Source organism: Pseudarthrobacter chlorophenolicus, from assembly GCF_000962805.1.
Lineage (GTDB): Bacteria > Actinomycetota > Actinomycetes > Actinomycetales > Micrococcaceae > Arthrobacter > Arthrobacter chlorophenolicus_A.
The window spans coordinates 51,955-72,232 of record NZ_JZTW01000016.1 but is presented as its reverse complement, the minus strand read 5'-3'; the positions used below and the strand labels follow the sequence as shown (position 1 = coordinate 72,232).

Below are 20,278 nucleotides of genomic sequence, written 5' to 3'. Positions count from 1 at the left end.
GAGGAGAATGGCATGAACGGCGAACCAGTATTGGTGGTCGGCGGTACCGGCATGCTCGGCGGCCAGGTGGTCACCGCGCTGGTGGACCGGGGCAAAACGGTGCGTGCCTTGGTGCGGCCCGGTTCGGATGCCTCGCGGCTGGAATCCCTCGGTGTGGAGATAGCCCGCGGGGACATGATGGACCCCGGATCCTTGGACCAGGCCATGGCCGGAGCCGACGCCGTGATCACCTCAGCCGCCGGCTACACCAAGCACCGCAAGGGCGACAGCCCCGCAACCGACACCCTGGGCAACGCCAACCTGGCGGAAGCGGCGGCCCGGGCAGGCGTCCGGCGCTTTGTCCTCACCAGCATCCTGACCTGCGACGAAACCCCGGAGGTGCCGCACTTCTGGCACAAGAAGCTGATGGAGGACAAGCTGGAGGGACTCGGCGTACCGTTCGTTGCGCTGCGGCCGGGCGCCTTCCTGGACCAGGTCACGCGGTTCAGCGGTGACCCTGTGACCAAGGGCAAACTGACGTGGTTCGGTTCGCCCAACGTTCCGCTGACCTTTGTGCTCACCCCCGACCTTGCCGGCTACCTGGCAGACGCCGTAGATGCTCCGGGGGTCGACGGGGAGCGGATCGACATCGGCTGGGACCGGCCGGTCCGCATGAAGGACGTGGCGGACATGATGGGCCGGCTCAGCGGGTCGAAGATCGGGGTCCGTTCCGTGCCTTTGCGGGTGCTGAAGACGGCCGGGGTGGTGTTGGGACGGGTGAACCCGACGGTGCCGGACATGGCGTCGATGATGGGCTGGTTCCAGACCGGCCGCTACGTCGCCAACACCACCAGGCAGCGGGCAGTCTTCGGACCGCCGCCAACGGCCGAGGATGCCATCCGGCGGTTGCTCGGCATCCTCGGCCATCCGGTCGACGGGTAGGTCGCCTCTGCTATCCGGCCGTGATCACGTGTGTGAAGTGGTCGTACCGGAACGTGACCGGGCCGCCGTCGTGCTCCAACGCGATGTTGGCGCCCGGGGAAGCCCCGCCGGCCCCGTAGCTCACGTTCCAGGACCGGTCCAGGGCGGCTTTGAATTCGTAGCTGCCGGCCGGGAGGGCGGGAAAGGTCAGCTTCCAGATGAGGCTGGCCGGGTCCAGGCTGAGCTGAGCCTGATCGCACGCGGGATCCCAGTCCGCCGCGCAGCCAAGCTCACTGTCCATGCTGCCTGCGGCGGCAACGGCACCGGGCTGCTGCGCGGCATAGGTGGCGCTCAGCAGGTGTGTGCTGTTGTCGTACCGGAAGGTGACCGGGCCGCCCGGGTGGTTAAGGACGATGTTCTGCCCGGCAGGTTGGCCGTCTGCACCATAGTTCGTATCCCAGTTGCCGTTGAGCGCAGCCTTGTACTCGTAGGTGCCTGCCGGCAGGTCAGCCTGTACGCGCCAGATCCGGTCCGCGGGGTCCAGGACCAGCTTCGCCTGCGCACAGGCTGGGTCCCAGTCCGCCGCGCAGCCCATCGCCTTGTTCAGTGATCCGGCCACCGCCACCGAATCGGGCTGCGGTGCTTCGCCCACGGTGACGGTCCGGGCCCCGCTGACAACGCTGAAGCCGGGCCCGGACATGAGGGCGCGGTACTGCATCGTGGTGCCGTCGGCCAGGGAAGAGATGTCATCGGTGGCCGAGTACACGGGGGAGGAATCGTCAGTTCCCACGGCTGTCCATTCTCCGCCGTCGACGCTCCGCTGGAAGGACACCACGTTGCTGGACTTTTCGGGATCGGCCGTGGCGCTGAGCTCAACTGCACCCTGGACGTTGCTGCCCTCTGCGGGCTGCTGCAGTGTCAGGACCGGGGCAGGAACGCTGGCACTTCTTATCTGGCTGGTGGCGGTGTGGCCGCCGTTGTCGAGCACTGTGGCGCGGTACTCCACGGAGGTCCCGGCGTCCAGGGCTGCCACGTCGTGGAACACCTGGTACGGCGCGGCATCGTCGGTGCCGATTGGCGTCCAGTTCCCGCCGGCCTGCTTCGCCTCGAAGGTGACCTCGTAGAACGAAGTACCGCCGACGTCGGCCGTCACCTGAAGCCGCCCGTTGTCGCCTGCCGCCGGCGCCGGTTGCTGAAGGGCGACGGCGGGAGCGGACTTGGAGTGCGGGATGCGGCCGGAGGACTGGTAGACCACGGCTGAAAGCGGTGGCACCGTGACCGTCAGGGTGCCGGCGTCCGATGTCTTGGCCTTGGCTGCTGCGTCTCCGTAGATGCGGGTGTAGTTCCGCTTGGCGATGTAGGTGGGGACGTCGGCGGTCTGGGGCTGCCCGCTGTTGTTCAGTGCCACCACATATTCGCGCTGGTCCGAGGCGTCGGTCCGGGAGAAAGCATAGATGCCGGGGCCGTCGGAGGCGTAGCGGCCCTGCTGGGCGCCGTTCCGCAAGGCGGGATGTTCCTTGGTGAGGGCAGCCAGTTCACTGATCCCGGTGTAGAGCGGATGGGCGGTGTTGAAGTTGTCCGTGGCGTGCGTGGCATCGGTGCCCAGCAGGTCATCGTCCAGGTATTCCGGCACTTGGCTGGCGAACAGCGTTTGCCTGGCGTCCTGGTCTCCACCGGGCCCGGTGAAGCCTTGCTCGTCCCCGTAGTAGACCACGGGGTTCCCCCGGGAGAAGTACATGAGTTCGTGGGCAAGGCGGTCGCGGGCCACCTTCTCGGAGTCCGTTGCTCCGGGATTGTCGGCAGCGATGAAGCTGCCGATCCGGCCCATGTCATGGTTGCCCAGGAATGTGGGGAGTTGGTAGGCGTTCGAATCAGCGTCGGTGTACCAGTCATCGCCAGCGAAGAATTCCTGCAGGGTACCGGCGCCCTGGCCCTTGGATGCGAAGTTCCGCGCTGCGTCCTGAAATGGGAAGTCGAGGACGGCCTGCATCCGGTTCCTCGTAGTGAACTGCGATGTGAAGCTCTTGGAGGTGTCGAAGACCTCGCCGAACATGAAGAACTCGTCCTTGCCCTGTTCCTTGGCGTAATTGAGCACGTCCGGACCGAAATCCTGCCAGAACTCGTCATTAACGTGCTTCATGGTGTCGATCCGGAAACCGTCAACCCCGAAGTCGCGGATCCAGTTCTTATAGATGTCCTTCATGCCGTTGACCACTGTGGGGTGTTCAGTGAACAAGTCGTCCAAGCCGAAGAAGTCCCCGTAGAACGAGTCCTCGCCGGTAAACGTGGTGTCACCCCTGTTGTGGTACAGGGTGGGATCGTTGAGCCACGCTGGAACCTTGAGGTCCTCTTCGCCGGGTTCCAGGACGGGTTTGTAGGGGAAAGACGTGCCGGCATCCAGTTCCGGGAACCCGTCCGTCCCTGCGTAATCGCGGTCATCGAAGGCCTGTCCGTCGGCAGTTTTGTAGGGGACGGCGTCCTTGGCGACGTAACCCTTCCGTTCATTGTTGTCGCCGTAGCCGATGACGTCCGCCGTGTGGTTGGTGATGATGTCGAAGTAGACCTTCATCCCGCGGGCGTGGGCTTCGTCGATGAGTGACTTGAGTTCGGCGTTGGTGCCCAGATGGGGATCGATTTGGGTGAAGTCGGTGACCCAGTAGCCGTGGTAGCCGGCCGATTTGTCCTCTGGCTGCACAGCCTTGTTCTTGAAGCTGGGCGTGAGCCAGATCGACGTGGTGCCAAGGCCCTGGATGTAGTCGATCTTGTTTCGGAGCCCGGCCAGGTCGCCGCCGTTGTAAAAGCCCTTCTTGGTGGGGTCGAAGCCGGACACCATGGGATCGGAGCCCAAGCCTCCCTGGTCATTGGCGGTGCTGCCGTTGCTGAACCTGTCTGCCATGACGAAGTAGAAGTTCTCGTCGGTCACCGGCGCTCGGAGCGAGTGTTGGGCCGCCGACGCCGGGTCCTTCGGGGCGGGGGCAGCCTGTGCCGGGAGCGACGCAGCAGAGAGGGCAACGGTTGCCGCGAGGAGTCCGACGGCGGCCCGGCGGGCGGCAGCGCCGCTACGGGCACGGGGTGGCGTTGGTGGCGTGACGCGTGGGGGCACGCCGGTGGGGGTGCGGAGTATCAAGGGTGAGACCTTCCTGGTAGCGGCGCTGCTTTACAGGCTTGCTGTCGGCAAGGGTTGGTGCGGCAAGGGCGCCGCCGGGTCCGAAGGAAAGCATGCTTCCTGTGAACCACATCACAACCGTAGGCGCTGGCGCAGGATTACTCCAGTGTTTAGGAAATTACCCGTTGGAGGCAGTCGAAAAGCTCCATACACGGCTTAGGCCGCTACAGGCACGGGCCGCAACGCACGGCCGTGTCAGCCGTTTGGCACCAGGGCGGTGGGCGAAGGAGTTTCGACGCTATGGACCACCGGACCCGGAAGGCCGGTCTTAGGGTCCAGGGCGAAGGTGGCCACATTGTCCGAGCGTTCGTGGGCAACGTGAAGCCAGGGACCCCGGACCAGGTGGTGGCGGGGCCAGTCACCGCCGCTGGCCAGATCCTGCACTGGTAGCAGTTCACTGCCGTTGCTGCCCACCTCGAGCACGCTGATCCGATTGGATCCGCGGACGCCGGCGTAGGCGAAGGCACCGCCTGGGCCGAGGCAGATTTCGGCGGCCGAGTCGCCGTCCATGGCACCTCCCTGTGTTGCGGGGCCACGGAACACCAACTCGAAAGTTCCGGCTTCCGGCCGCACGACAAAGACCTCGATGGAGTATTCGGAGACGACGAACACGTTCCCGCCGGGGTGCAGTGCCAGATGACGTGGGCCGCTGCCGAACGGCAAGACAACCTCATGGTCGGCCACCAGCCCGGTGCCGGGCTTATAGGTCCAGATTCGGAGTGTGTCGTGGCCCAGGTCTGTGGTCATGACCCGCCCGCCCTGCAGCATCAGGCTGGTGTGCGCCCTGCCCTGCCGGGGTTCTTCGGGGGAGTGTACCGAGTGCGGATCGGTCGACGGCGCGGCCGCGAACCGCTCAGTGATCCCGCCGTCGGCATCCAGTTCATAAAGCAGGACCTGGCCGTCTCCCCAGCAGGTTGCGGTGACGAAGCGGCCGTGCGGGTCTACTGCAACGTGGCAGGTGGCCTCGCCTGCCGGCCAGGGTGCGCCGATCGGTTCCAGCGTGTGGCCGCTGACGTGCCGGTAGGCCTGAACCATTTTGCGCTGCTCGGCCACCGCGTACACCACAGGAAGGGTCGGATGGACGGCGACGAACGACGGCGACTGGGCCTTAACTGCCGTGCCGAGCCATTCCAGGCTCCCGTCCCCGTTGGCACGGAGGGCGCCGATGCCCTCGGCGCGGCCGCCCCCGTCCGGGGTGTAGGCGCCAGTCCAGATGATCGCCGTGGAAAGAACTTGGCTGTTTGTGGCAGGTGTCCTAGAGGCAGATGTCATGCCTCCATCCTGCCAACAGACACAGCCCCTGCCGCGGCGGCGTGGCGTCAATTACGATGAAATTTCCAGCCAGGCAGATGGAGGTGGATCAGGTGGGTGATTTTGTCGTCCCGGGTTCGGTCCTTCACCGTCCGGGCTCCTAGCGCCGGCAGCCCCAGTGCCCACACTCATTCCGAAGGGGAGCGCGTTGCATTCTGTCCCGTCCTCCGGGACCCCGAAACAGCTGGGTACGGGGGTCGTCGACGTGGCCGAGGCTTTGCGGGCCGCCGGCTGCGTGTTTGCCGAGGAGGAAGCTCTGCTTCTCCTCGAGCAAGCGGCCAACCCGGCAGAGTTGGCGGACTGCGTGCAGCGTCGGGTGGCAGGTCTTCCACTGGAATACATCCTGGGGTGGGCGGAGTTCGACGGGCACCGCATGGCGGTCCGTCCCGGTGTTTTCGTTCCCCGGCGCCGGACCGAGCTGTTGGTTCGGCTTGCCGCTGAGCTGATATCTGGGGAGGGTAGTCATTCGGGGTACGCCGTTTCGGGGGACTCGTCGTCCGGCATCGCCACAACGGTCCATGGCCGCCCGGGAAATGCCTCCTTTGATGGTGTGGTGGTGGACTTATGTTGCGGTTCCGGTGCCGTTGGTGCGGCACTGGCCCGACGATTCCCACGGGCAGAACTGCATGCGGTGGATATTGATTCTGTGGCTGTGGAGTGTGCGCGGAGCAACATCGAGGTACTGGGAGGCCATGTCCACACCGGTGATCTGTTCGATGCGCTCCCTGGAAGCCTTCGAAGCAGGGTTGACATCCTCGCTGTCAACGCACCGTACGTTCCCACCAAGGCCATCAAAACCATGCCGCCCGAGGCGCGCATTCACGAACCGCTCATTTCCCTCGATGGCGGCACTGACGGGCTCGACTTCCACCGCCGCGTGGCAGCGGGCGCCAGGGACTGGCTTGCTCCGCGCGGTTGCGTGCTCATCGAAACCAGCGAACAGCAGGCCTCCGGCACCGCCGCGCTCGTGGCTGTCACCGGACTCTCTGTGACCACGATTCATTCTGAGGAACTCGACGGAACGGCCGTGGTGGGAACTGCCCACGATTAGGGGCGCCCCTGGCGGCGCGGTGTACTCGTGTGTCGCGGCTGTCTGGCCGACGTAATTGGCGTGTGTCATGGCCGGGCGGCGTTGGTTGCGGTCGGTGGTGGCGGTGGCGTCCAACAAATCGGGGCGGTCCCAGGCGGCTGCGGGTGCAGTCGTGCGTCGCGGCTGTCTGTCCAACGTAGTGGGCGTGTGTCATGGCCGGGCGGCGTTGGTTGCGGTCGGTGGTTGTGGTTGTGGTGGCAACAGTGGTGGTTTGAAGTAGTGGTTTTGCTGGGGTGTTTGGGAGGGGTCTATATGGGGCGGCGGGATGAAGGCCGGGGTGCCACCGGTGGTGTTGATAGTCCAGTTTTCCTTGTGGATGAGGTGGTGGTGATGAGTGCAGAGGAGTGTGCCATTAGTGGTGTTGGTGTGGCCACCGTGTGACCAGTAGGTGATGTGGTGTGCTTCGCACCAGGGCGCGGGGATAGTGCAGTTGGGGAAGGTGCAGCCTTGGTCGCGGGCGGTGAGGGCGAGGCGTTGGGCTGGGGTGAAGAGTCTGGTTTTGCGTCCGAGGTCGAGGATTTCGCTGTTGGTGCCCAGGAGTGCGGGGATGATGTCGGCGTCGCAGGCGATTTTGCGCAGCGTCGTGGCGGCGATTGGGCCGGTGAAGGCAAAGGTTCCCGCGGCCGGCGTGTGGTGTGTGGTGGATGCAGGGGTGGGGAAGAGATCGCGTTGGTTGATGGTGGCGATGATCTGGGGTCTGTTGCCGCCGGTGGTGGGGAGGAGCCCGGTGGTGAGTGCCGTTTTGACAGCGGTGATGATGCCGTCGAGCTGTTGTTGGGGCCTGGTGCGGCGTTCCAGCTCCGGGACGGGTGCTACCTGATTTCCGCTGCCGTCGCCGCCGCGGGTGCCTGCCTCACGCACGTCGCCGTCGCCATTGGTAGTGGTGTTCGGGGTGGTGGTGCGGGGGTTGGTGGCGATGTTCATGGCGGTGAGGAGGTGTTCGTATTGGTCGGGGGTGGCGAAGATTTCCACGCGGTGGAGGCCATGGCGGGGTTTGCGGATGAAGGCACCTTGGGCGTGGCGGAGCGCTTCTTCGCTGGGTTCGGTGCCGTCGGCGTCGATGGTCTCGGTGAGGCGTTGGGCCAGGCGGGCGAGGAAGTCGGGGTCCGCGGTGGTGGCGGCCGAGGTGAGGTGGTGCTCGATGCCGCGCAGGGTTTCGGGAGTGGTGTGGTGTTGTAGCCGCTCGAGGGTGGCGGTGATGATGGTGGCCGCGTGGGAGGACACGGCGGGTGCGGTGATGATGTGTGGTGGTGTGTCGGTGGTGGCGGGCTGGCCAATGCTGGCATCGGCCGGTGCAAGGGTGCTGGCGAGGAGTTCGTGTGTCGGGGCTATGGGTTCGCCGGTGAGGGTGGTGCCGGGCAGGGTTTGATGGGCGAGGGTGAGCCGGCGGCGGGCTTCGCGGACGGGGATGAAGAGCCTGAGGCGGAGGAACTCGGCGGTGTTCCGGCAACCGTCACCGGCCGGGGACGTGAGCAACGCCTGTGCCGCGGTGGTGCGCTCCGCAGGCGTTGCTGCGGGCACGCGTGTGGCAGCGGGCCAGTTGGTGTCGGTTTCGTTGAGGATTTCTATGCCGTTGGCGCCCCAGAAGCTGACCCGGGCGGCGCGGCGGGCCGTCCGGTTGGATTCGGCGTCGGCGATCGCGCGGGTGCGGGTGTGCTCCACGGCCCTGGCGGCGATGAGTTGGAGGTACTCCACGCAGCGCGAGAGCCCTTCGACGTCGGCGGCGAAGGTAGCCGCCCTGGTGTAGTCGGCCGTGGGCAGGGCTTCCCGGGCTGCTACTGCCGCGGTGGCCATCCGTGCGGTCAGGACGGACAGGTCCAAAGCTGAATCCAGAGGCACGCCCAATGATTGGTCTGGTGATGGGTCTGGAACGGAGCAGCTGGGGACTGGCCGAAGGTGCGACGTGGCGCGGGGGTGCGGCCCGGCGTCGTGCGTTGTCGTGCGGACGTGCTGCCCTGCGGAAAGGTGACTGCCGCGGTGAAAGTCGGGCGGCAGCAAGTCCGAAGAGTCTTCGCTCTCCGATAGCTGCTCCCCGATGGCTTCCATGACCCCACTCTGCCAAAGGGGACTGACAATCAGGACCCACACAAACCGCTATGTGGAAAACCTGGCCCGTATCTGCTCCTGACCCGGCAACGCAACGCGGTCACGTCAACCCTAGGCGGCGCGGACGCGCAGCCGCGCCTAAAGTATTGACATTTTCTTGATGGGATCCAGCGTTTTCGGCGTTCCTCCGGGACTAGGGTTGCCATAGTGGTTCATGCAGCTGGGCCTACGTCAACAGAGGGCCGGGAGTGGCAGATGGCTGGCAGGGAACATGGAAAGAGGGTCCGGGAGGACCCGGAGGAGCAGGGCAAGGACGCCGCTAAGGATGCGGATCCAGCTGCGCCTGAGCATGCAGACGACGACGATAACCTCCAGCCGGCACGGCGTGTACCGGGGATCAACGGTTACGACCCCACCCAATGGCCCGACGCCAGGTCCTAGGTTCCGGCCGCCGGTTTCGGCCGAGGATGGGCGTCCGATTCACATCGCGGCCGAAAGTGACGCCGGCGGGGCCGCACTGAACGTGCAGCTTCAAAACGCCCCGAACTGGCAGTGCTCAGCGGGTGGGGCTTAAACACGCTGCCGGCCGGCGCGTCCCCCAAGGATCGCGACGGCCGGCAAGGCGAATCAGTTGTAGCACACGGAACGCAGGAGCCCCTTGTCAATCGGGGGTTCACAGGGGACTGCTGCCTCCGCGAAGCGGCTAGCTCTTGGAGTTGCCCTCACTGGTGGTGCCGAGGTTCGTGGTTTCCGGGTGGGTGCTGTGGGCCGGGATGTGGTCTCCACCGAGCCCGCCCGCTTGAGCGGCGGATGCCGAGGTGTCGTGGCTGGCTGGCGTGGACTTCCCGGAGGAGTCATCGCGGTGCATCGCCGAGCCCAGCACAGTTCCGGCACGCCGTGCCGCTTCTGACAGCTGGTCGGCCACGTCCGGGGCTTTCTCCTTGATGGCCTCGGTGGCGACTGTCACTTTGTCCTGAACGGGTTTGCTGTCCCAGATCCCGGCGGCGCGCGCCTTCAGCTTGTCGTACGCGGCGCGGCCCGACCGTGATCCAAGGACGTAGCCAACGGCAACTCCAACACCCAAAAGAAGCTTGTTTTTCATGGTGAACTCCTGCTCCGAAAGAAGGTTTCCAAGTCCGGCCCGGCGGCAACGCCATGGCCGGAAATGTGAAAGCCGGCCTGGGGATGTCCTCCCCAGGCCGGCTTCCTGGCTGTGGGCGCTGCTTTAGCGGCGCGCACCACGCTTAGTGACCATGCCGTAGATCGCAAGGACGATCAGCGATCCGAGGATCGCCAGCAGCCAGGTCTGCAGCGAGAAGAACTCCTGCAGTCCGCCGCCGAACAGCGCGCCGCCGATCCATCCACCAAGCAGGGCACCTACGACGCCCAGCACCATGGTGATGATCCAGCCGCCGCCCTGGCGTCCCGGAAGGATCGCCTTTGCAATCGCACCGGCAATAAGTCCGAGAATCAGAAATGCAATGAAACCCATTTTTCGCTCCTCTTCCTAAGTAAGGACGCCCCCGGATTCCGGAGGCAATTCATCCTCTGCCCCAATAGTAATCATGCTTACTATCGATTTGCCAACCCCGGAGAGGAGGAAAGAGGCTGCTCAGGCCTGGATCAATGCCCGGTCACGTCCGAATCATTGCCGGCGCCGGGTCCCTCGTCGAGGATAGCCAATTCCGCGAGATCCTGCGGGTCCAGCACGAAGTCGAAGACATCCAGGTTCTCGCGCATCCGGTCAGGATTGGCGGTCTTTGGAATCGTTACCAATCCGTTTTGAACGTGCCAGCGCAGTACCACCTGGCCCGGAGTCTTGCCGTGCTTTTCGGCCAGTCGGCCCAGGACCGGCGCGCCCAGGATGCCGGCCCCGGAACCGCCCAAGGGGCTGTAGGACTCGGTGGCGATGCCATGTTTTGCATGGAATTCCCGCGCCGCCGCCCGGGTAACGGCAGGCGTCAGCTGGACCTGGTTGACGGCGGGAACAACATCCGTCTCCGCCATCAACCGCTCCAGGTGTGCAGGCTTGAAGTTGGACACTCCGATGGAGCACACCTTTCCCTCAGCCTGGAGGCGCTCGAACGTTTTCCAGGTGGAGACGAACTGATCCCGGCCGGGCAAGGGCCAGTGGATCAGCAGCAGGTCCACATAGTCGAGGCCGAGCCTCTTCAGCGACCCCTCCAGCCCCTCAACGGCCCTGTCATTCCCTTGGAACTCGCCATCCAGTTTGGTGGTGATGAAGAGCTCGCCACGATCAGCGCCGCTGGCCTTGATGCCATGGCCCACGCCGCGTTCGTTGCCGTACTTCACTGCCGTATCGATGTGCCGGTAGCCGGCTTCTACGGCATGGACGACGGCGGCCGCCGCCTGGTCGTCGTCCAGCGGCCACGTGCCAAGACCGATCTGGGGGATCGAGTATCCGTCGTTGAGTGCGATAACCGGTGCAAGTGTCATATCAACAGTCTGCCGTTAACCTGGCGGTCCTTTCCCTGAGGGGCAAAATGCGGTGAACCCCTATTTTTCGAAAGCGCGGAGGACGTTGCCTGCGTTGTGGGTCAGCACCGCCCTGGCCGTGTCTGACACCTTGTCCGGGTTCTTCTGCTGGGCAAGGAACTTCACGAAACGCTGGATGGCCTTCCCTGCCTTGGCGGCGTCCCGGTCCTCCACGGCCTTTTGGGCCTGCTGGGTAGCCGCGGTGAGCTGGCTGGCCACCGGGCCCGCGATCTCACCCGATTCCACAAGGTCCTCCACCGCATTCTGCAGTGCCTTCACGCTGCCCGGAAGCCACGCGGCGCGCAGCGGGACGTTGCCGAACTTCATGTCCGAGGCGAGGTAGAAATCGGTGTAGGACGGCTGGTTGTACGTGGTGTTCTGGCGGGCCACCTCAGCACGGTACTGGGGATCGTGCATCAGGGTGTAGAGCTTGTGGTCCGTCACCTCGGTGCTCAGGTAGATCCGCAACGCGGAGCTGTCGGCGGTGCGGACCACCAGTTCTTCGCGCCAGTCGCCGAGGATGTCTGCCACCAGGCTGGGGGTGCCCTTGGTGCCGTTGTTGGTGCGGGTGCCGTCGGCGGTGAGCAGTCGGCCCCGCGTCCAGTCATCGATGGTGGGGGTCTGGTCGCCGGCGCCGTTGACGATCTGCGTCGTCATGTTTGCGGCCCACCTGATGCTCATGTTGGTGCCGGGGCCTGTGCTTGAAAGCTTGCGGCCGTCGGCGGACTGCATGCCGATCGCCCAGTTCTCCAGGCCCGGAACGGAGGGGTCGACGTCGCCGATCATGCCGCGTCCCGTGTCCTTGCCGGAGTAGGCGCCGAACAGCACCTCACCCGTCGCGGCGTCGCGCATGGCGTAACCGTACGGTGCGTAGGTGGCGCCCTCGTGAACGGTGAAGATTTCCTTGCCGGGGCGGTTGGGATCGATGTCCGCCACGTGCATGGCATCGCCGTGGCCCAGGCGTGCCTCCTCGCCCGGCGCGGCACTGCCGGCCGGCAGGGTGTCGAACGAGCTGTACAGAAGCGAGCCGTCGTCGTCGAGCGTTGCCGAACCGTAGACGATCTCCTGCTTGCCGTCGCCGTCAACATCGGCGGCGCTCAGGGAGTGGAAGCCCTGGGTGGTGAGCTTGCCGTAGGTCGGATCCGTGCCGTCGCGGCCGTGCGGGGAGTCGTTGAACGGGTTGGTCATGGGCGTCCAGCCGGAATCCACGTTCCATACCGGGGAAAGGTTGGTGCCGTCCCAGGTGTAGGTGGCCAGGGTGGTGCGGGTGTAGTAGCCGCGGGCGAACACTGCTGCGGGCTTCTTGCCGTCCAGGTAGGCGACGCCGGCGAGGAACCGGTCCACGCGGTTGCCCGGTTCGATGCGGGCCATGGCGTAATCGCCCCACATCATGCCGTCGTCGGTCCGGCCCGGCTGGTAGGCGACAGTCTTCAGCTCCTTACCCGTGGCGCCTTCGAAGACGGACAGGTATTCGGGGCCGGACACGATGAATCCCTCGAACGCGCGGAGGTTGTTCCGGGCGCTTCGGGAGGGGGCGTAGACGTCCATGAAGTAGTCGGTCAGCGCCTCGGCATCGGCCTGGGACAGCGGGTACTTGTACTTGGGCGCGATGCCGAAAGCTTCCTCGAGGGTGGCCGGCCAGTTCCCCGCCTTCACCTCGGGGTGCTCCGTCCAGCCCTGGAAGGTCTTCACCATGTGTTGGTAGTAGTCCGCGGCGCTCATCCTGTAGTCGTCGCTGTTCGAGTACCCGGCGTTGATATCGGACCGGAGCATGGTGATGAACGATTCCGCGGCCACGCTGCCGTCCGCGTTGTAGTTGGTGGTTTTGGTGCCCGGCGCGGTCTTCATCATCAGCTCGGCCCGGCCGTCGCCGTCGAAGTCGTTGACCAGCAGCTGCGTGTAGTGAGCGCCGGAGCGGACATTGACGCCGAGGTCGATCCGGTGCAGCAGCGTGCCGTCGGCCTTGTAGGTATCCACGTACGTATTGCCGGTGTAACCCACCTGCGAAACGTCCTTGGAGTTGTTCGGGTCCCATTTCACGATGAACTCGTACTGACCATCGCCGTCCACATCGCCCACGGAGGTGTCGTTGGCCGAGTACGTGTAGGCCTGGCCGGCGGGGGTCACGCCGTCGGCCGGCTTCTTCAGGGGAATGTCCTTGAAGTTGCCGCCCCAGGGGGTTGCGGTTGCGCTTTCGTCCAGCTCCACGCCGCCGACGACGGCCCGCACCTGGTACTTCGATCCGGCGGTCCCGGCGGGGTCCTGGTAGTTGGTGCTGTCCGTGACCGTCACCAGCTTCTGCCCGTCCCGGTACACGTTGAAGTCCGTTCCGGTCAGGCCGGTTTCGGAGGACCCGGTGGCCTCGTTGCCCAGCAGGCGCCAGCTGAGGAACACGCCTTCGGAAGTCTTGGCGGCAACCAGGCCGCGGTCCAGGTAGTCAAGCTGGATTCCCGGATTGCCGGGCTGGGAAGGAGAAGGCCCGACGGCGGCAGCAGGGGCTGCGAGGCAGCCTACGGTGAGTGCCAGGCCGAGGGTGGCGACCGACAGGAGGCGCGCGGGTGCCTTGGAGGGATTCATCAGTGAATCCTTTCAATTTCGAATTGGGAAAACGCTTCCCCAAAAATCTAGTGGGCGGGATAGGGCAAAACAAGCCTTGTTTTGTGAACCCGCCGTAGGGTATTTAGAACGTTGTAGAAATCCGGGCTTTCAGGCCGATTCCCGGACCACGAGTTCCGTGGGAATGGTGATGGCGGCATGGTTCTTCCCGGCGATGACGTCCAGCAACAACCGCACCATTTCCTCGCTGATCCGGTCGAATGGCTGCCGCACCGTGGTCAGGGCAGGGGTGGCGGCGGAGGCGGCCGAAATGTCGTCGAACCCCACTACCGCAACGTCCTCGGGAACCCGCCGTCCGGCGTCGTGCAATACCTCCAGCGCGCCGAGGGCCATGAGGTCGTTGGCGGCGAAGACGGCGTCCACGTCGGGGACCCGGGCGAGGAGCTCACGCATGGCCCTGGCCCCGCTTTCCCGGCTGTAGTCACCTGGCGCCACCAGCGCCTCGTCGAAGGCGTCACCCTGGTGTGCCCGGTAGGCTTCCAGCCGCCGGATGCCGCCGGAGGTGTCCTGCGGGCCGGTGATGGTGGCGATCCGCTTCCGGCCGCCGTCGTCAAGGAACTCCAGCAGCTCCAGCGCGCCCTGGTAGTCGTCCGCTGCCACGTAGCCCATCTTCTTTTCGAAGCCCAGGGGAACGCCGCAGGCGATAGCAGGCACGCCCGCGGCGATGATGTCGGCGATCACGCCCTTCCTGCTGCCATGCGAGGAGACCAGCAGGACTCCGTCCACATGGCCGGCGGTGAGGAAATCGGTGGCACGGCGCTGCTCGTCGTCCGTACCGGCCATGATCAGCACCAGGGGAATGTCGTGCACGGCCAGGGCATCGGCAGCGCCCCGCATCAGGACGGCGAAATTGGGGTCGGCGAACAGGCGGTCGTGCGTTTCGGTGAGCAGGAAGGCCACCGAGTTGGCCTTGTTCGTGGCCAGGTTCCGGGCGTGGGGGTTGACGCGGTAGCCGGTCTTTTTGATGGCGGCGTTGACGGCGGCCAACGCGGGCGGGCTGACCCAGTGCCCGCCATTGAGCACCCGCGAAACTGTCCCTCGCGAGACGCCTGCCTCCCTGGCCACATCGTCAATCTTGGGCCGGGGCCGGCCTTGCGGTTGCATCATGATCCGAGCCTATCCAGCCCTAGGCCTTTACGGCGCCGGCGGCGAGGTCAACGCGCCAGTAACGCTGCAGGAACAGGAACATGATGACCAGCGGAATGATGGACAGCAGGGCTCCTGCCAGCACCAGCGTGTACAGGGCCGGAGCGGTGGCGCCCTGGTTGAGGAGCCCGTTCAGGCCCACCGTCAGCGGGAACAGCGTGTCATCGCCCAGCATGATGTACGGCAGCATGAAGTTGTTCCAGATGGCCACGAACTGGAACAGGAAGATCGTCACCAGGCCTGGCAGCATCATGGGCAGCGCGATGCGGTTGAAGATGTACATGTCCTTGGCGCCCTCCGTCCGGGCAGCCTCAATGACGTCCCCGGGAACCGACGCCGCAGCGTAGATGCGGGCCAGGTAGATCCCGTAGGGGCTGATGATTTGCGGCAGGAGAACGGACCAGTACGTGTTGGTCAGGCCCAGCTGGGCCAGCATCAGGTACTGCGGGATGGCCAGGATGACGCCCGGAACCAGCACGCCCATGAGGAGGACCTTGAACACGCCGTTCTTGCCGGGGAAGTCGTACTTGGCCAGGACGTAGCCAGAGAGGGCGGACACCCAGGTGGAGAGCAGGGCACCCACCCCGGCGTAGAGGGCAGTGTTGAGCATCCACCGCCAGAACACGCCGTCGCGGTAGGCGGTCAGCTCCACGATGTTGTTCCACAGGTGGACGCTCGGCGCAAAGGTGAAGGTGGAGAAGAGTTCGTCGCTGCTCTTGCTGGCCGCAGCCACCACCCAGATGACCGGAAACAGGCAGTACAGCGCGCCGAGGATCAGGATGCCGGTGGAAAGGAAGCTTGGCTTCTCGCGGATCTCAGTGGGAGTGGACACGGTCAGTTCTCCTGTCCGAAGGCCCGCTTCTGCACAATGCGCAGGAAGAGGAAGGAAATGGCGAAGGTGGCGAGGGCGATGATGATGCTGGTTGCGGCCGCGGAGTAGATGTCATTGCGGGTGAAAGCATCACGGTAGACGAGCATCAGAGGGGACCAGCTCGTGGAGAGGCTGTTGGCCAGCGGGCGGAGCGTGGTGGGTTCGGCGAAGACCTGCAGCGTGGCGATCATGGAAAACAGGGCTGTCATCACCACGGAGGGGGCAATGATGGGGATCTTGATGCGGAGTGCGGTCTGGATCTCCGAGGCGCCGTCGAGTTTGGCGGCCTCATAGATTTCCTGGGGCACGGCCTTGAGCGAGGTGTACATGACGATCATGTTGAAGCCCACGCCGCCCCACAGGGCGATGTTGGCGATGGCAAAGGTGATCAGGTCCGGGTTCAGCAGTGACGGCAAGGCGATTCCCAGCCTGTCCGCCACGAAGTGGAAGGGGCTGACGCCGGGCAGGTACAGGAAGCCCCAGAGTAGCGAGCTGATCACGGCCGGCACGGCGTAGGGCAGGAAGATGGCCGTGCGTGAGAAGTTTCCGGCGCGGGTGCGCCGCGAGTCCAGGAGGAGCGCGAACAGCAGCGCGAAGCCGAGCATCAGCGGGATCAGGATGGCGCCATAAGTCAGGACACGGAGGACGCTGGCGGTGAATTCGGGGTCAGTCACGGAGCGGATGTAGTTGTCGAACCCGGCAAACACTGTGCTTTGTGCGCCTTTGCCGAGGCCCAGCCCGCTGACCTTCTTCTGCTGGAAGCTCAACACCAGCGTGTAGGCGATCGGCGCCGCCATGAACACCAGGAACAGGACAATACCCGGCGCCAGCATCGCATACGGGGTCAGTGCCCGCTGCTTGAAGCTTCGGGCCTTCCGGGGACTCCCAGGCCCGGCAATGGCGGTCTTGTCCGCCTGGGTTGGCGCGGTGGCTGTCGCTGCCATGTTGCACTTCCTTGGGTGGGGTGGTTTGGGGCCAAAACCGGGAGGGTGCCGCTGCACCCTCCCGGCAGGCGGGACTACTTGACCGTGAATCCGGTCTTCTTGAGGTCGTCAACGGTGACCTGCTGCATGCCGGCTACGGCGTCCAGGAACGCACTCTTGGTTTTGGCCTGGGCAGCCTTGGCGAACTGGTCGTTGTAAGCGTTGTAGGCAACGTTGACGTTGGGGCCGTAGCTGAACGATGTAACGCTCTGCGCAGCTTCGCCCACCACATCGTAGAAGTCGGGCTGGTTGCTGAAGAACTCCGGCGCCTTGGTCAGGGCTGTCTTGGCACCTTCGGTGTCGGCCGGGTAGATGCCGGCCACGTCCACGAGTGCCTTGACGGCCTCCGGATCGGTATTCAGCCACGAAGCGAACTTGGAAGCCGCGGCAACGTTCTTGGACTGAGATGTCACTGCGGTGGAGGAGCCGCCCCAGTTGCCGGTGGCGGGCTTGGCGGAATCCCACTGCGGCATGGGGGCCACCTTCCACTTGCCGGCCGTTGCGCCGGCATTGCCGGACAGCACGCCCGGTGCCCAGGCGGCGCTGAGCCAGCCCACCTGCTTGCCGTTGTTCAGGGCGGCGTTCCATTCAGGGGTGTACATGGGCTTGTTGTCGATGATGCCCTGCTCCACCAGGCCTCCCCAGTAGCCGGCCACCTTCTCTGTGGGGTCCTCGGCGATCTTGACGCTCCAGGCGTCACCGTCGATAGCCCACCACGACGCGCCGGCCTGCTGGGCCAGGCCGGTAAACCAGCCGGCGTCGTTGGACGAGAACGTGCCCAGGTAAGCCTCGGGGTCAGCGTCGTGCACGGTCTTGGCCGCCGCAGCGTATTCGTCCCAGGTTGTGGGGACTGCGAGGCCCAGGCGCTCGAAGATGTCGGCGCGGTAGTAGAAGGCCATGGGCCCGGTGTCCTGCGGAACCGCATAGAGAGCGTCGCCGCCGAGGGTGACGGAGTTCCAGACGGCCTCGGGGAACGCCTCCTTGGTGTCCTTGGCGTCGGTTCCGGAGAGGTCCGCGAGCGCATCTGCTGCCACCAGGGTTGGGATCTTCTGGTATTCCGCCTGGATCAGGTCCGGCGCGCCGGAACCGGCGTTGACGGCGGTCAGCAGTTTGGTGATGGCGGGATCGCCGCCGTCCTGCTTGTTGACCGTGACGTGGATGTTGGGGTTCTTCTCATTCCAGATGTCCACCACCTTGTCCAGGTTCGGGGCCCAGGCCCAGTAGGTGAGTTCCACCTTCTGGTTGGGATCGGTGTTCTGTTCCACGGTGCTGGTGCCCGAACCCGTGGAACATCCTGCGGTAAGCAGGGCTGCTGCGGCCATCATTGCCGCTGCGCCTGCACGAAATGAGCTGCGCATTCCGTCCTCCTTGTCGAAAAAGCTGGCTGTGAAAGAGCTGGCGGGGACCCGGTGGGGGATCCGCTGTGCTGCGGTGGAGGCGAACGGACAACGTCAGCCAAATCCTGTGAGCGGTTCCAGTAATTCACACAGTTGTGATCTATGTCAACAAAATATTGCCTGTATCACTCCAGTAAGAGCTGTGATAATACTGGGAGCGCACACAGTTCTAAGGAGATCACCCGATGACAGACGTCCTGCAGGCCCCAGCACCCGGACTCGCGCCGGCACCGTGGGTCCAGCGCCCGGCGGGCCTTTGCTACGGCGGGGACTACAACCCGGAGCAGTGGCCCCGCGAGGTGTGGGTGGAGGACATCGCCCTGATGCGCGAAGCCGGCATCAATTTGGTCAGCGTAGGGATCTTCTCCTGGGTACTGCTGGAACCACGGGAAGGGGAGTACGACTTCGAGTGGCTGGACCACCTTGTTGACCTGCTGACCGATGCCGGCATCAGCATCGACCTGGGCACCCCCACCGCCGCCCCGCCGGCCTGGTTCTGGAAGAAGTATCCTCAGGCCCGCCCCGTGACGCGGGACGGACTCGCCCTGGGGCACGGCTCCCGGGGGATGGCCGCCCCCAGCTCCCCGGACTACCGCCGGGCTGCAGCGAACATCACCGAACAGTTGGCGCGGCGCTACGGTTCCCACCCCGGCGTCGTCCTCTGGCATGTCCACAACGAGTACGGCGCCCCCGTCAGCGAGTCCTACGACGACGCCTCCGTGGCGGCGTTCCGGACCTGGCTGCAGGCCCGCTACGGCAGCCTTGATGCCCTGAATACGGCCTGGGGAACCCTTTTCTGGGGCCAGAAATACAACGCTTGGGACGAGATCGACGCCCCGCGGACCTCCGCGAGCGTCAGCAACCAGGGCCAGCGGCTGGACTTCGCCCGGTTCACCTCCAACGCCATGCTGGAGTGCTTCATCGCAGAACGCGACGTGATCCGCCGCTACGCCCCCAACGCCCCGGTGACCACCAACTTCATGGCCACCAACTGCCTGTCCCCGGACTACTGGGCCTGGAGCCGGGAGGTGGACATCGTGGCCAATGACCACTACCTCGTGGCGCAGCGGACGGACAACCACATCCTCCTGTCTATGGATGCGGACCTCACCCGCTCGCTGGCCGGGAACAAGCCGTGGATGCTGATGGAGCACTCCACCAGCGCCGTGAACTGGCAGGGCCGCAACATCGCCAAGCGTCCGGGGGAGCTGGCCCGCAACAGCCTGGCACATGTTGCCCGCGGTGCCGATGCCGTGATGTTCTTCCAGTTCCGCGCCTCCAGATTCGGGGCGGAAAAGTTCCACTCGGCCATGCTTCCGCACGCCGGCACGGGCACCCGGATCTGGCGGGAAGTCCTGGACCTGGGCGACGACCTGAAGAAACTCACGGCCGTGAAGGGTTCCACCGTCACTGCCAAGGTGGCCATCCTGTGGGACGTCGAATCCTTCTGGGCCCAGGACCTGGAATGGCGGCCCAGCAACGAGCTGACCCACCGCGAGCGGATCGAGGCCTACTACTCGGTGTTGTGGAACCGTGGCGTTGCCGTGGACTTCGCCCATCCGGAATCGGATCTGTCCGGCTACGACCTGGTGCTCGCCCCCGCCCTGTACCTCGTGGGCGAACCTGCAGCCGCCAACCTGCGCAACTACGTCCGGGGCGGCGGGCACCTCATGGTGTCCTATTTCTCGGGCATTGTGGACGCCACGGACACCGTTCCCCCGGGAGCTTCGCCCGGTCCGCTGCGTGACCTGCTGGGGTTGGAAATCCACGAATTCCTGCCCCTGCGCGAACACCAGGCTGTCCAGCTAAGCACCGGGCGTGGGACCGGCACCATCTGGTCCGAAGAAATCCACCCCACCACCGCCGATGTTGTGGCCCGCTACCAGGACGGTCCGGCGGCTCCGGGACCGGCCATTACCCGCAACGCCTTCGGCAGCGGCACGGCCTGGTACGTCTCCACGGACCTGGACGACGGCGGCCTGGCCGCCATCGTGACGGAAGCGTTGGCCCACGCGGGGCTGGCCACAGGAGACGGACACCCGTCCGGCCTGGAGGTGTCCGTGCGCAGCAACGGCGCAGACCGCTTCACGTTCCTGATCAACCACACCGAGGCTGACTCGTCATTCGCGGTCTCCGGACTGGACATGGTCTCCGGTGAAAGGGTGGACGGCCTCGCCGCCATTCCCGCCGGAACCGTGCGGGTCATTTGCACCCCCGAAGGATCCAGCTAGCCCCAAAGACCGCCGGCCGGGGCCG

15 protein-coding genes are annotated in these 20,278 nt (G+C 65.2%); 4 read left to right on the top strand and 11 right to left on the bottom strand.

Features of this window, described 5'->3' with window-relative positions; genetic code table 11:
- Positions 1 to 12 precede the first annotated feature (12 nt).
- Positions 13 to 921, top strand: a complete 909-nt coding sequence (locus UC32_RS15610) for an SDR family oxidoreductase (protein WP_045732109.1) — start codon at positions 13 to 15, stop codon at positions 919 to 921.
- Positions 922 to 931: 10 nt separating this feature from the next.
- Here UC32_RS15610 and UC32_RS15605 read toward each other — a convergent pair whose 3' ends face one another.
- Both UC32_RS15605 and UC32_RS15600 read right to left on the bottom strand, forming a co-directional pair.
- A complete protein-coding gene (locus tag UC32_RS15605; RefSeq protein ID WP_412178029.1) occupies positions 932 to 4,027 on the bottom strand; it encodes an alpha-amylase family glycosyl hydrolase in 3,096 nt (1,031 codons plus the stop codon).
- Between the two features lie 234 nt (positions 4,028 to 4,261).
- Entirely contained in the window at positions 4,262 to 5,338 is a 1,077-nt protein-coding gene (locus UC32_RS15600; RefSeq protein WP_082072170.1) for a lactonase family protein, read from the bottom strand.
- A gap of 244 nt (positions 5,339 to 5,582) precedes the next feature.
- Between UC32_RS15600 and UC32_RS15595 the strand changes: the two genes are divergently transcribed.
- Entirely contained in the window at positions 5,583 to 6,428 is an 846-nt protein-coding gene (locus UC32_RS15595; protein ID WP_152642638.1) for a methyltransferase, read from the top strand.
- 189 nt (positions 6,429 to 6,617) lie between these two features.
- On the opposite strand, the gene UC32_RS15590 is transcribed toward UC32_RS15595, so the two are convergent.
- The gene (locus UC32_RS15590) at positions 6,618 to 8,306 is read right to left on the bottom strand and encodes an HNH endonuclease signature motif containing protein (protein WP_235423686.1); all 1,689 of its coding nucleotides are present in this window, start codon (positions 8,304 to 8,306) and stop codon (positions 6,618 to 6,620) included.
- Positions 8,307 to 8,768: 462 nt separating this feature from the next.
- On the opposite strand from UC32_RS15590, the gene UC32_RS20605 reads away from it, so the two are divergent.
- Positions 8,769 to 8,954: a hypothetical protein gene (locus UC32_RS20605; protein WP_152642636.1), complete on the top strand. Its 186-nt coding sequence runs from the start codon at positions 8,769 to 8,771 to the stop codon at positions 8,952 to 8,954.
- A 262-nt stretch (positions 8,955 to 9,216) separates the two neighbouring features.
- On the opposite strand, the gene UC32_RS15580 is transcribed toward UC32_RS20605, so the two are convergent.
- From UC32_RS15580 to UC32_RS15545, 8 genes are all read right to left on the bottom strand, one after another.
- Positions 9,217 to 9,615, bottom strand: coding sequence for a YtxH domain-containing protein (locus UC32_RS15580; RefSeq protein WP_045732106.1), 399 nt, complete (start codon positions 9,613 to 9,615; stop codon positions 9,217 to 9,219).
- 123 nt (positions 9,616 to 9,738) lie between these two features.
- Complete coding sequence (locus UC32_RS15575) at positions 9,739 to 10,005, bottom strand: GlsB/YeaQ/YmgE family stress response membrane protein (RefSeq protein ID WP_015935712.1); 267 nt, start codon at positions 10,003 to 10,005, stop codon at positions 9,739 to 9,741.
- A gap of 131 nt (positions 10,006 to 10,136) precedes the next feature.
- On the bottom strand, positions 10,137 to 10,970 hold the full coding sequence (locus tag UC32_RS15570) for an aldo/keto reductase (protein WP_045732105.1): 834 nt from the start codon (positions 10,968 to 10,970) through the stop codon (positions 10,137 to 10,139).
- A gap of 60 nt (positions 10,971 to 11,030) precedes the next feature.
- The gene (locus UC32_RS15565; RefSeq protein ID WP_045732104.1) at positions 11,031 to 13,586 is read right to left on the bottom strand and encodes a rhamnogalacturonan lyase; all 2,556 of its coding nucleotides are present in this window, start codon (positions 13,584 to 13,586) and stop codon (positions 11,031 to 11,033) included.
- A gap of 129 nt (positions 13,587 to 13,715) precedes the next feature.
- Complete coding sequence (locus tag UC32_RS15560) at positions 13,716 to 14,732, bottom strand: LacI family DNA-binding transcriptional regulator (protein WP_045732103.1); 1,017 nt, start codon at positions 14,730 to 14,732, stop codon at positions 13,716 to 13,718.
- A gap of 19 nt (positions 14,733 to 14,751) precedes the next feature.
- Entirely contained in the window at positions 14,752 to 15,603 is an 852-nt protein-coding gene (locus UC32_RS15555) for a carbohydrate ABC transporter permease (RefSeq protein ID WP_412178028.1), read from the bottom strand.
- A 2-nt stretch (positions 15,604 to 15,605) separates the two neighbouring features.
- Positions 15,606 to 16,586, bottom strand: coding sequence for a carbohydrate ABC transporter permease (locus UC32_RS15550; protein WP_082072166.1), 981 nt, complete (start codon positions 16,584 to 16,586; stop codon positions 15,606 to 15,608).
- 74 nt (positions 16,587 to 16,660) lie between these two features.
- Entirely contained in the window at positions 16,661 to 17,983 is a 1,323-nt protein-coding gene (locus UC32_RS15545) for an ABC transporter substrate-binding protein (RefSeq protein WP_045732101.1), read from the bottom strand.
- Between the two features lie 224 nt (positions 17,984 to 18,207).
- Between UC32_RS15545 and UC32_RS15540 the strand changes: the two genes are divergently transcribed.
- Entirely contained in the window at positions 18,208 to 20,253 is a 2,046-nt protein-coding gene (locus UC32_RS15540) for a beta-galactosidase (protein ID WP_045732100.1), read from the top strand.
- Positions 20,254 to 20,278 lie beyond the last annotated feature (25 nt).